The organism is Pseudomonas asuensis (assembly GCF_014646755.1).
Taxonomy (GTDB): Bacteria; Pseudomonadota; Gammaproteobacteria; order Pseudomonadales; family Pseudomonadaceae; genus Chryseomonas; species Chryseomonas asuensis.
Map to the genome: position 1 here is coordinate 121,573 of NZ_BMNW01000002.1, position 13,209 is coordinate 134,781.

Annotated in this window: 8 protein-coding genes; 1 reads left to right on the forward strand and 7 read right to left on the reverse strand. The window is 53.9% G+C overall.

Annotated elements, in window-relative coordinates:
* Positions 1 to 369 precede the first annotated feature (369 nt).
* The 7 genes from IEX86_RS04415 to IEX86_RS04445 form a co-directional block, all read right to left on the reverse strand.
* On the reverse strand, positions 370 to 708 hold the full coding sequence (locus tag IEX86_RS04415; RefSeq protein WP_188864879.1) for a DUF2934 domain-containing protein: 339 nt from the start codon (positions 706 to 708) through the stop codon (positions 370 to 372).
* Positions 705 to 3,512: a malto-oligosyltrehalose synthase gene (gene treY, locus IEX86_RS04420; protein WP_188864880.1), complete on the reverse strand. Its 2,808-nt coding sequence runs from the start codon at positions 3,510 to 3,512 to the stop codon at positions 705 to 707. Before treY ends, IEX86_RS04415 begins: the two co-directional genes overlap by 4 nt.
* Positions 3,509 to 5,584 carry a 4-alpha-glucanotransferase gene (malQ, locus tag IEX86_RS04425; RefSeq protein ID WP_188864881.1) on the reverse strand — a complete coding sequence of 692 codons (2,076 nt, stop codon included), beginning with the start codon at positions 5,582 to 5,584 and terminating at the stop codon, positions 3,509 to 3,511. Before malQ ends, treY begins: the two co-directional genes overlap by 4 nt.
* Entirely contained in the window at positions 5,581 to 7,380 is a 1,800-nt protein-coding gene (gene treZ, locus IEX86_RS04430; protein WP_188864882.1) for a malto-oligosyltrehalose trehalohydrolase, read from the reverse strand. Before treZ ends, malQ begins: the two co-directional genes overlap by 4 nt.
* A gap of 125 nt (positions 7,381 to 7,505) precedes the next feature.
* Positions 7,506 to 9,080 (reverse strand): glycogen synthase GlgA, encoded by a 1,575-nt coding sequence (glgA, locus tag IEX86_RS04435; RefSeq protein WP_188864883.1) that lies wholly within the window; start codon positions 9,078 to 9,080, stop codon positions 7,506 to 7,508.
* Between the two features lie 343 nt (positions 9,081 to 9,423).
* Positions 9,424 to 10,545 carry a mechanosensitive ion channel family protein gene (locus tag IEX86_RS04440; protein WP_188864884.1) on the reverse strand — a complete coding sequence of 374 codons (1,122 nt, stop codon included), beginning with the start codon at positions 10,543 to 10,545 and terminating at the stop codon, positions 9,424 to 9,426.
* Positions 10,546 to 10,609: 64 nt separating this feature from the next.
* Positions 10,610 to 10,753, reverse strand: coding sequence for a hypothetical protein (locus IEX86_RS04445; protein WP_188864885.1), 144 nt, complete (start codon positions 10,751 to 10,753; stop codon positions 10,610 to 10,612).
* Positions 10,754 to 11,219: 466 nt separating this feature from the next.
* On the opposite strand from IEX86_RS04445, the gene IEX86_RS04450 reads away from it, so the two are divergent.
* Entirely contained in the window at positions 11,220 to 13,202 is a 1,983-nt protein-coding gene (locus IEX86_RS04450) for a PAS domain S-box protein (protein ID WP_188864886.1), read from the forward strand.
* The last annotated feature ends 7 nt before the right edge of the window (positions 13,203 to 13,209 follow it).

A 13,209-nucleotide genomic window follows, 5' to 3' on the forward strand; every position in this document is an offset into this window, starting at 1 on the left:
ATTAGCATTTAATTGGCAGCAATTAGGTTCAGAAGTTAGCCAGCCATCCAGATCGCGTGGTTCAAACTCCATGCAAGTGGGCATTTCAGCAGGATTATCACTTACGATGGGATCAGGTTGAGGAACTTCAGGGCGGTGTGCCATGGCATCAATTCTCGTAGGATTAAGATTACACCCGAACACCTTGAATCGAGTGCTGGAATTGATACGCGAAGCAGAGGCTAGTTCCGGCCTTTTATCGGGCTTAAATATTATCCAGATAAAAGGTATATAGCGTTTTGATATATAACTTCTGCTATATATCAAACAAGGAGGGAATGTTTACCCCTTCCGTTATTAGCGGAAGGGGTAGAGACATTAAGGCAATACTTACTCTTTAGGTACCGCCTTGGCACGCGAAACGCGAGGCTTTTTAGGTGCAGCTACCGCTGTTTTCTCGACGGGTGGCTTTTCAGCCTTTGGCTTGATGGCTTCCTTGACCTTCTCAATCGCTTGTTCAGCGAGCGAAGCAGCCTTGGGTTTAGTTGCGCGAGGCTTCTTGGGCTTGGCTGCCGGTGCCGAGGCTTCTGGCGCTACACCTTGCTGCTGCTCGGCTTCATAGAGCTTGGTAGCCATCTCCCAATGGCGATGCTCTTGATGAGCAGGGCGACCTTCGGACTCCCAGATCTGGTAGGCGAGCTGCTGAATGCGTTCGGTGCGTTGACTCATTGTAATGTCTCTCCTTGTGACAGGTCTTGTGTAATCAATAAACCAAGAGGAAAGCTCGCAAGAAGCTCGCTTAATGAAAGTTCACTCTGTTTCACATGGACAGATGAATGGCTGAAAGTTTCCATAAAAGTTTGATCGACGAACTGTTTTGGTACTTTTACGGAGGTGTCCTGCCATACCGACGCATCAAAAGAGGGTGCTGATCCCTCTCCAATGAAGCCTTGAACGCGTAAAGGTACCACTACAATAACAGCCTTGCCTTGATACTCGCGTGCAAATGCCAGAACGTGACTAGCATGTACCCCTGAGACTTCAAGCGGGATGTATTGCCCTTTGAGGAATACATCCGCATGGGTAGTGCGGGCCGCCAGAGTTCTTGCAATCACGCTTTGCTTAACACGACCATCCTTCCAGCTGGAAAGCAGTTCTGCCGGGGCTTTGGCCTCTTTCAGCGCTGCAATTCGAGGAGGGTAGTCGACAGGGCGACGGTTGTCGGGCTCAACAAGGCTCAGGTCCCAGAAGTCACAGCCCTGGTAAAGGTCAGGTACACCCGGAGCGGTCATTCTCAGTACCGCTTGAGTAATGCCGTTCAGGGCGCCTGCAGGAGCAATACGGGCTACCGTCTCGACGATGTCCTTACGAATGGCTGCGCCTTTCTCGCCAACAATCAATTGTTCCAGGAAGTTGCGGCACGCTGTTTCATATTCGGTATTAGGAGTCCACCAGTCTGACTCAAGCTTTTCTTCCCGGAGCGCTTTTTCCTGCCAGGGCAACAGGCGATCCAGATATGCCTGAAGTCCCTGCTTATCGTCTGCCGTCAGATCAAGCGGCCAGCTCGCGAGCAAGGTCTGATAAAGCATCAGCTCATCGCCTGGGGTAGGCGCGGGCTTGTCGGCGAATGACCCGCGCAGGGGCGCTGCCATATCCAGCCAGCGTGTTGCTGCTGCGGTATAAACGTCAGCCATTTCAGAAATGACGGCCAGACGTGCCCGGGTGTCTTCGCCGCGCTTATGATCATGGGTAGCAGTCGTCAGCATATTGCGTGGGAACTGCTCGGAGCGCAGTTTGCTACCCTTGTGGAACTCTTCTGTGCTCTGACTGAAATTCTGCGGGTCGAACCCCACATCATTGCGCGAGAGCAGAGCGCCAGAGCGGTAGCAGGAAGTATCCTCTACTGCCTTGGCAGCGACAGGCGACGTCAGCTGCTGGAACTTGGTGATAGCGCGACGCTGTTCACGGCGTGCCACGCTGCCTACGGGTTGACGGCACGGTGCTTTGCCACCCAGCCACTCATGCAGCAAATCCAGCACTGGCAGCTCGGCTTCCGAAAGATTCGGGCGCGCGCCGTCTACAGCTTTCTGGAAGAACTTCTCGTCTTCACCGGTGAAGCCTGCCACGCTTGCATAAGTACGGTAAACCGGGAAGTAGGTGATCAGCTCAAGCAATACGCGGCGAATAGAGCCGAGGCTAATGTCTCGGGTACGCCAATCCTGTTGAGCTACAACATGTAGGGTATGAGCAGTCGATTCAAACTCGCTTGCCAGCGCGGTAGTGACCACGAGACGGCGTGCCTCACGAACCTCCTCCATGAAGTCGGCAGGGCGCCCGGTTTTTTCAGCCCAGAACTCATTCAAGGGGTCTTTTCCGGCTGGGTCATGCATGACACCCGATACTTCGTTCATGAACTCGTAGCCGGTGGTGCCATCAATGCCCCAGTCACCACGCAGGTGCTCGCCTTCGGCAAGGATCTTTTCCACATAAATGGGGAAGCCGCCTTCAGGCATGCCGTTGGGCCGGCTCTGGCAGAGCGTATCAATCTGCCGGCGCAGCTTGCGGCAATAGCCTCGCGGATTGGCTAGGCCGTCGATATGGTCAAGACGCAGACCATCGATCAGCCCCTCACCGATCAGGCGGAAGATCATGGCATGCAGCGCTTCGAAAACCTCGGGACGCTCCATTCGCAGGCCGCCAAGCTCGGTGATATCAAAGAAGCGACGCCAGTTGATATCGTCAGAAGCCGTGCGCCAGCTTGCCAGGCGGTAATGCTGACGCTCCAGCAGTGCATGCAAGCGCTCATGATTAGCGGCGTCGCTTGCATCAAAGGCAGCCAGGCATTGCGCCAGTGATTTTTTGACAGCAGGGTTCTGACGAGCACTTTCCGCCAGCTTGGTGACAGCCTCGTTAGCGCCTTCTCGGTCGCCCTCGCGTGCCTCGAAGGCATCGGCAAACAGACGCAGCTCGGAGTCGTCGCTTGCGCGCAGGATGTCAGCATAGGTGGGAGGGGAAATCGGGAAGTGGTGGGCGTAGTACTCGACCCGGAAGCCTTCCGTCTCATCAAAGACCAGCTTCAATTCACCTGATTGCAGAATGTCGCCATAAGCGCCGCCCAGGAAAGGCAGCAGCAACTGACCGTGCAATTCAGGGTCAGGGCTATACCAGTTGATATCGTAGAATTTGGCGTATGGGCTATGGCGTCCCCATTTGAGCACATCCAGCCACCAGGCATTCTCCGATCCGCCGACACTCATGTGGTTAGGCACAAAATCGACGATCAGTCCCATGCCACGCTCGCGCAAACGAGCCACCAGACGGCGTAAGGCTTCTTCACCCCCTAGCTCAGGGTTGACACGGGTAGGGTCTACGACGTCATAGCCGTGAACCGAGCCTGCTCTTGCAGTAGTAATAGGGGATGCGTAAATGTGACTGATGCCTAGGTCGGCAAAGTAGTCGACCAAAGGAATGGCATCGTCCAGGGTGAAGTCTTTGTGAAACTGCAGGCGAATAGTCGCGCGCACTGGGCTCATGATGAGTGGCTCTCCGCTTCATGACGGGCTGCCGCCAGTAACTGCAGGCGACGCTTAGGGGTTTCGTTATTGAGTAGGGTGCTGGCCTGATCCGGCCAACGGCGGCGCCAGTTAGGATGGCTGTCGATCGTTCCGGGCAGATTGGCCTGTTCTTCTAGGCCCAGGGCATCTTCCACGGGCAGGATGACCAAGGGGGCTGGGGTCTTTCCTATATGGCTTATGCAGGCATCTACGGCCTCTTGGGCGCTATCAAGGCTTGTGTCCTTCAGGCCCAGCGTCTTGGCCAGGCGCTGGCGATCCTCATCGCGATTTTGCTTTTCCTTTTCTTCGGTGGTGTCTTCCGCTAGTTGTTCCAACTTAGCCTGCCACTCAATGTCTCGGCCAATCCACCAGCCGGTCATGGTAGGAAGATCGTGAGTGGTCGTCATGGCAATGGACGTGTTATTCCAATCTTCGATGTTCTTGAAGTTCTGGTCTTCGTCGCGTTCGAACATCAGTACTTGCATACCCATGATGGATTTCTCCACCAGGCGCTCACGAAAACCTTCCGGTACAGTCCCCAAGTCTTCGCCCATGACGATGCATTCGTTCCGCCAGGACTCGATAGCTACCAAACGCAGCATGTCTTGAATGGGATAGGTGAGATAGGCGCCATCTGCTGGTGAGGCACCTTCCGGTACCAGCCAGAGCCGTTGCAAGCCCATGACATGGTCGATGCGTACGCCGCCTGCATGAGCAAAGTTTGCCTTGAGCATTTCCAGGAAGGCCCGGAAACCATGACGCTGCAAGCCGGCAGGTGAGAATGCTGAAATACCCCAACCTTGGCCGCGCTGGTTGAGCAGGTCCGGTGGAGCCCCAACGCTTACGGAAGAGAGCAGTTCTTCCTGTCGGCTCCACGCTTGGCTGCCACCGCCATCGGCGCCTACGGCAATATCGGCGATAAGACCGATCTTCATGCCTGATTCCTGCGCTGCCTTTTGCGCTTTCTCCAAGCCGCGAGCCGCAAGCCACTGCGTAAACGCGTAGAACTCCACATCCAGCGCGTGGGTTTTGGCAAATTCTGCTACAGCAGGATTCTTAGGGTCCCGGTATTCTTCGGGCCAGTGCTGCCAGCTAGGCGCTGAGGTGCCGTGAGCAAAGGAGGCATGTAAGGCCTCGAAGCGGCAGTGGTTTTCCAACGCTTCGCCACCTTCCTGGCGGAAAGCCTGAAAATCCTCCTGCTGCTCACCACTTTTTACCCGGAAGTCCATGTGCAGCGCGCGCAGCACTCGCAGGCGTGTCTTGGCGATGGCAGGCCAGTCGACCATGTCCAGGCCTTCAAGGCGGGACCACTCTTGCTGAAGGCCGGTCTTGTCCAGGGCATGCGTGAGCGCTTCTTCACCCAAAATAGCGGCAGGTGAGGCGTTCAGGATATTGAGAAACATGCGGCTGGACGGTGAATAGGGGCTGTAACGGTTACCATCAGCACTGAACATGGCATGCAATGGACTGATAGCCACCGCATCGGCACCGAGGTCCGCTGCCGAGCGGACAAACTCTTCGAGTGCCTTCAGATCACCCAGGCCACCATCGCCGGGACGACGCAGGCTATACACCTGTACCGCGAGCCCCCAGGTACGCGGTTCGGGTTTACCCAAGGCGTCGGTAATGCTGTAGCAGCGCTCGGGGGCAATCGCCAAGGTGACCTGCTGACTGCCTAAGCTCAGGGTGTGGTAACCCATGGTGTCAATCGGCGCGAGCTGTCCGTTACTATCGACTTTACCTGTCACACTACTACCCGTTTCGAGCGTTAGTGTATAGGTTTGTCCAGCCTTGAACTGACCTGGACGGCCCACAGGTTTGTCACACTCTCCGGTAATCAGGGGCGGCAGATTCTCGCTGTCTTCAAGTTCATCCAGCTTGGCCAAACTGGCTTTGATATCGGCTTCAGACTCAGCAGGAAGACCCAGTGCTGCCAACAGGCTACGCAATGCTTCATCCGATACCTGTTGCGGAGTGCCGTCATAGGCATCCCACTGAATGGAAATGCCGGCTTTTTCTGCCAGCGCATGCAGTTGTTCAGAGCCGTTCATTGAGCGTCCTCCAGCCAGGCGAATGCCGTATGTCCGGCCAGTTGGCCTTGTGCGCGAGCAGACAGATCATTTTCTGCACTGGCAAACAGTAAGCGGCCCGGTTGCTTGGTGTCGGTTGAAGCGGTTTGCTCGCTCAGGTTGACCTCAAGGGTCAGGCGGGCACCATCACCTAATGTCCAGCAGGCGGTTACGGCCTTGTCACCCAGCGCCTTGACCTCTGCCGGACGAGCACCAGGAAGACGGGGAATGATGTCCTGATGGCGAATTTCCAGAAGCTTCTTGTATAGCCCAACCCATAAGGCATGGTCCGGCTGGTCGGCTTCACCAAAGTTTGGTTTTGAGTCTTCGAACGTCGTAACGGCATTCGGATCTGGAATCTTTTCCCGATTTTCTTCGTGAGTAAAAAACTCGAAGTCTTTGAACTCGTTACGGCGACCCTCTTTTACCAGCTTGGCCAACTCTTCGTTATGACTGGTAAAAAACAGGAAGGGCTGGCGGCTGCCCCATTCTTCGCCAATAAAGAGCAACGGAATCATTGGGCTAAGTAACAGAAGCGTCGTGGCAGCCTTGAGGGCTTTCTCAGGAGCGATAAGCGTAAGCCGCTCACCTAGCGCACGGTTGCCGATCTGGTCGTGGTTCTGCAAAAAGATGACAAAGGCAGTCGGTTGCAGATGGCTGCTGGGCTCACCGCGAGCCTTGCCATGGCGAGTGTCTTCGCCCTGGTAGATAAAGCCTTCGCTCAGGCAGCGAACCAGCTTGGCAGTAGCGTCTTGGGTAAAGTCTTGATAGTACCCTTCATTTTCACCTGTGATCATGGGGTGGATCACGTTGTGCCAGTCGTCTGCCCACTGTCCATCATAATGGACACCGCCCAGAAGAGAGGCGGTGTTGTCTTCGTTTTCAAGTACCAGATGCACATGGCGACCAGGCTCGACCGTTGAGCGAATCTCTTCAGCCATTTCCATGAGGAAGCCTTTGTCTCCAATGGCATGGACCGCATCGAAGCGCAGGCCGTCGAAGCGGTATTCCATCAGCCACATCAGGGCATTGTCTTTGAAGTAGCTGCGTACGGCCTGCTGGCGGAAGTCAATGGCGGCGCCCCAGGGCGTGTGAATGTCTTCGCGAAAGAACTTTTCGGCATAGGCGTGCAGATAGTTACCGTCCGGGCCGAAGTGGTTGTAGACCACATCAAGAAACACCATGAGACCGTGCTCGTGGGCAGTATCGATCATGGCCTTGAGGTCTTCAGGTGTACCGTAGGAAGATTCCACGGCATAAGGCAAAACACCGTCATAGCCCCAGTTACGACCGCCGGGAAACTCGCTCAACGGCATTAGCTCAATGGCTGTGACACCCAGCGCAGCCAGTTTAGGCAGAATGTCGGTAACACCTTTGAATCCACCCAGTGTGCCTACGTGCACTTCATAGATCACGCTTTCATGCCAAGGGCGACCGTTCCAATCGGTACGGCGCCACTCATAGGTATGGGGGTCAATAACGATGCTGGCTTCGTGTACGTCTCCAGCCTGAGCACGAGAGGCAGGGTCGGGAACCAGGAGATCACCAATACGATAGCGATAGCGGGTACCAACGCCGCAGGCGGCCTCAGCGCTAAACCAGCCGCCATCCAAGGCTTGCATTGGGATAATCATGCCGCCGTCCAGCACTACATCAACAGCATTAGCACTGGGTGCCCAGAAGCAGAATTGGGTACGGTTATCGGAGAGAAGAGTGGCGCCAGCCGTGCATTGCCAGGCGTAGCGGTTATTTTTGGACGGGCGTGACAAGTCCTTCATGCGTTCTGTCTCCCAGTGGAGGGCAGGGTAAGGCACGTGGGTGCAGGTTCGGTTTTTGGTGCGCGCTCCCGCCGTGAGGGCGGGAGTGTTCTTTCTTTGACCAGAAAGATGGCGCTAAAGTTGAATCAAATCGCAGCTTGTTCCTGACGAACTTTTACCAGCAGTGACTGATACAGCTCGTCGTACGGCTGAGCGCTCTGAGACCAGTAGAATGGACCGCTCATGGCGCGTAGACGCATCGCTTGCAAAAGATCCTTACGCGCGAAGACTTCAAACGCGCGATCAATTGATTTTGTGTAGCTTTCCAGGGTGTGCTTGTCGAACAGAAATCCAGTCAGACCATCCTCGATACTATCAGCCAAGCCGCCTGTACGACGTGCAATAGGCAGAGAAGCAAAGCGCTGCGCATACATCTGACTCAAGCCACAAGGCTCAAAGCGAGAGGGCATCAGCAGGAAGTCACTGCCAGCAAACATTCGACGGGCTTCGGTTTCACAGAATCCAACATGGACACCTACGCGGCCTTTGTGGCGCTTGGACAGCTCACTTACGGCTCGCTCAACAGCAGGTTCACCACAGCCGATAATGACCAGTTGGCCGCCACGGGAAACAATGTGGTCTACAGCTTCGATGGTCAGGTCGATACCCTTCTGGTGCACCAGGCGGGATACCACGGCAAACAGTGGACCTTCCGACGCTTCAAGGCCAAAGTCTTTACGAATTCGTTCGGCGTTAGCCTGCTTGCCTGCCCAGTCAGCGGGAGAAAAGGTCTGACACAGGTGCGGGTCATTGCAAGGATCCCAGCCTTCGTCGATTCCGTTAAGAATGCCGGAAAGCTTGCCTTGCCTGGCCTTGACCTGAAGGAGACCTTCCAGCCCACAACCAAACTCAGGCGTAGTGATTTCCTTGGCGTAGGTCTGGCTTACTGTGGTGATATGACTAGCGTAACTCAGGCCGGCCTTGAGGAAAGAAATCTTACCGTAGTATTCCAGGCCTTCAATGGAAAACGCTTCAGCGGGAATTCCCAGGTCTGCCATGCAATGGCGGGGAAACACGCCCTGATAGGCCAGGTTGTGAATGGTCATCACGGATGGCGTCTTCAGTCCACGCCACTGCGCATAGCCGGCAGTCAATCCTGTCTGCCAGTCGTTCAGATGCAGGAGGTCAGGGCACCAGCGAATGGACGCTGTACCGGCAGCCACGTCAGCCGCTGCAGAGGCCAGACGACCAAAGCGAATATGATTGTCAGCCCAATCAGCACCATGGCTGTCCGCATAAGGCGTGCCAGGGCGCTCGTAGAGCTCCGGGCAGACCAGTACATAGATTACAAGGCCATCTTCCTGATCAACACGGGCAATGTCGCAGGCTGGCATGGCGGCTAATGCTGGAATACGTCCGACAATCTGCATTTCATCGCGGATGGCATCCATGACAGGACGATAGCCGGGAATAAGGACTCGGACATCATGCTTGGACGACAGGGCGCGCGGCAGGGCAGCTGAGACTTCTCCCAAGCCACCGGCTTTAACGAAATCAGTAATTTCGGGTGTTACAAACAAAATACGCTTACGTGTTTCAACGACGGAGCTCAGCTTCAGCTGGCGATCGTCGGTTTGAGTAGGGAAGCGATTGGCATTGCGTACTTCTGCTGAGTTAGCAGCTACAAGCGTTTCAAGTTTCCCCACAACGGCATTTGCCATATTGCGCTCCCAAAAGCAGTAATGACTGAGGTGTGCCCAATGAACGCTTCTCGTCGAAGCCGACATACCGATCAAAAACGTCCACAGCCATGCTGCTTAAAGCCCCTGGCGACGTCCCTCTGTAAGGGACTGGACGAAGGGGCGCTGCAAGGTTTCGCCCGATAGTCCAGTCTGCTTAAAGATGACCTGCACCAGCTCGCCGAAGTTTCCTGGTTGGGTATGCACATTTGACGAACGTGCTAGAACCGTGCCGCTTCTGGCAGCCTTTGTAATAGCACGCGCATGCAGTTTTAGCGAAGATCGTTACAGTTACGCGACAGTAACGTGCCTGATCGGCTTAAATTCATATTTCAGGCTGTCTAGCTGGCGTGTTGTGCATTTCGTCGGATGCTGAGTGGGGCCGTTTGATCTGTGTCCCAACTTCAGCACGAACTTGAGGCAGACACTCTGGAAACTCCCGGTTGACGAAAGCAATCAAGCGCTCTCGTACGTGGCAGCGCAGGTCCCAATTCTTGGAGGAGTCAGGGGACGTTACAAGGACACGCAGCTGTATGGCTTTATCCGACGCATCAGTAACCTGCAGAACGCACACGCGTCCATCCCACAAATGGGGCACTTCATTGCACACGCGCTCTAATTCGGCGCGTATTGGCTCCATCGGGAGCGAGTAATCCACCCACATGAAGACAGATCCCATGAGACTGGAGTTGGTACGCGTCCAGTTCTGAAAGGGTTTCTCGATAAAATATTGAAGCGGCACTACCAGCCGTCGATCATCCCAGATGCGTACAACAACATAGGTTCCCGTAATTTCCTCAACGCGCCCCCATTCGCCTTCGACAATCACGACATCGTCGATCCGAATCGGCTGTGTAACAGCAATCTGCAGGCCGGCGATGAGGTTGCCTAACACAGGACGTGCTGCAATACCGGCAACGATACCGGCAACACCTGCAGAGGCGAGCAAGCTGGCACCGATTTGCCGAACCTCTGGAAACGTCATCAGCATGGATGACAGGCCCACCAGGAAGACGACAAAGCCCAGGCTTCGCACCATGACACGTGTTTGGGTCTGGATACGTCTGGCGCGAAGGTTATCTTCAATATTAACCGGGTGGCGAATGGAAATCGTCGCGCCGATGGCTTTTACGCAGCGCAAACCCAGCCAGGTAAACGCAGCAATGGTGATCAGTGCCGTAAGGTGTCTTAGGCCACTAATCAGCGGCAGTGTATTCGGTGCAGAGCCGAGTACGCCTTGCAAGGCTATCAGTGGAATAAGAAAACGGGCAGGGCGCTCGGAGTAGCGAAGCAACGTCTGGGCGAACAGAAAAGGCCGCGCCAGCCGTTTAAGAACAGTAGAAATAAGAAATACGGCAATACTCGCAATTGCCATTGAAATACAGGCTGCTACTAGAGTTGCCAGCCAGGGATAAGAGAGAAGTCTCGACCAGTCGATGGACGTCATCCAGAGTCCTTAGGAATCAAAAAGCCGCGAGGCGCGGCTTTATCGGCTGATTCAGTCGTTGGATTTAAAGCGAAGTAGGGCGTTCAGGCGGAAGGGGGGTATTATCAAAACTACCGGCGTCAGCGTCATTGGCGGCTTCAATAGTTTGAATACGTGCCACAGCAGACACATTGCGCGCATAGCTGCGGGTGATATCGATGATCATCATGGCATCGCACCTCAATGCTGCAGGAAATTTGAACTTCAATCGCGCTGATGTTCAACGCTTGCTAATTCCGACTACCTTTCTCAGGTTCTGGTTCCTCACTTAACCAGCGGGTGCTGCTCTACCAGCTGAACGGTCATAGGTGGCATGTAATACCAGCCCATTAGTGGCAAGTATCTGCAAGCTACCTCTTGGGAAAAGGCGTGATTCAAAGTGGCAAGATAGGAGCGCTAATGGCTCAAGCTTATAGCCTGAATAAAGCGAGACGGCACTAAAGGGAGTGCAATAGTCTGAGCATCAATAGCCAAACGCCCATTCAGTGCTAATAGTTAAAGAAGCGCCTCTGGTGTGCAGGGGGGGTAAATTTCTATTAAAGGTAAGTCACCTACTGATGTTCATGCGTGCCTCTGATATAGCCAGCCGTGTTTCATACTCACGGAACACGTTGTTATCCGCGCCTTGGCGTTTAGTGCTTCTTTATTCCGTTTTTGGCGTCGTATGGGTCATTGGCACTTCTTTTGTTATCAAGCATCTAGAATGGCCGGAGTGGAGCTACACCTTTCGGGCCTTGATTTTCGTCTTTTTCACTGCCGTTAGTGGATGGTGGTTCACCAGGCGGCTGACGCATATTGCTATTCAAACCCAGCGTCTGATTAGCGAATCGGAAGGCGATTATCGAGCGCTTTTCGAGATTCATCCCGCACCAATGTGGCTTTACGATAAAAACAGTCTCCTGATCATCAAGGCAAACGAAGCAGCGTGTAGAACATATGGTTATGGGGCTGCACAGTTTACTCAGTTGAGCATTGTTGATTTATATGCTCCTGACGATAAAGAAAAGCTTTCCGCTCCTTCCGCTAAGGCAGCTATTACCAGCCAACGCTTGTCGGGTATTCACAGGCACATAAGCCAATCTGGAAAGGTCTTGGATGTCGATGTGCTCTGCCATGAGCATATCTTTGAGGAGCAGCCGTATGGACTCCTGATGGCCCAAAACATCAGTGCTCATTTCGAACTCGAAAAAAAACTGACTTACAGTTTAAGACAGCTGGAGCTCGCCCAACATATCGGCATGATGGGCTATTGGGAGCGAGATCTTTCTTCTCAATCTATTCACTGGTCCCCTGAAATCTATTCAATCCTTGATCTGGATCCAGAGCAGAATGGGCTCACATTCGAGCGTTTTCTTTCCCTGATCCACCGGGACGATAGAGCGCGTATGGCCAGGGTTTATCAGGAAACCGTGTCGGCTGGGCAGACTACTCATGAATACCGGGTTACACGAATCAACGGGGAGCTTCGCCATATCTTCGAGCGTACTCAGGTCCTGGAAGATGAAAGGGGGCATGCCGTAACCTTATTTGGTACCTTTATTGACGTTTCAGAAATAAAAGTGGCTGAGCAAGCGCTGGTCAGACAGCAGCAACGTTACAAACATATGATCGATAGCCTCCCAGAAGGTGTTTTGATCATTCGTCAGAGCCGTATCACGTATGCAAACAATGCGGCTCGCCAAATGTTTGCTGAGCAGGCGAGCGCTAAATTAAGCACGCTCGATATCAGGCAATTTTTTCACGCAGACTACCGCGACCGTGAGGTAGATCGGCTAGGTGCCTTGCATAAAGGATTGACGAAGGAGCAATCGTTTCGGCATATCAAACTGTTACGTTTGGATGGCTCGGAGTTTGAGGCTGAACTAGCAGAAATCATTCTTGAAGAAAATGATCAGCGTGATGTCCAGCTACTGATCCGGGACATCAGCCAGGCGTCTCAAATGCGACATGACCTTGAATCAGCCAACAAGAGCCTGCAGCGGTTATCTCAGCGATTGATCGAGGTGCAGGAGCTTGAACGACGACAGCTTGCCCGTGATTTACATGATGATATTGGTCAGCAGCTGACGGGTATCAAGTTGCACCTGCAGCGTCTTGTGCGCAAGCTCGCCCATGAGCCTGAAATCAGAACATTGGCAAATGACCTTAGTCAGGGTGTGGACGATGCGCTAGCCAAGGTCAGAAGCCTCTCATTGTCCCTTCATCCCTTACAGCTTGAGACCTTGGGTCTGGAAGCTGCGGTGCGCTGGCATCTCTCTCAGTTTCTAGGGGCAACACACACCCAATGGGAACTTCATATCGAAGGGGGGCTCGACAAGCTATCGTCAAATATTACGGTTGTCGCATTCAGGCTTATCCAGGAAGCAGTAAACAATGTTGCCAAGCATTCGCAGGCCGCTTCAGTCAGGATTAGCCTGATCCGCGAAGCAGGGCAACTGCGACTTGAGATATTGGATGATGGGTGTGGTTTCGATATAGGTGATGCATCCCGGGAGGCCAGAAGTCTTGGGCTGACCAGCATGCATGAGCGGGTAGCCTCGCTGAATGGAAAGATGAAAATATCGAGCATATCGGGCGTGGGTACTCGTATAACGGCGGTTTTGCCTGTCGTTCAATAACAGGATG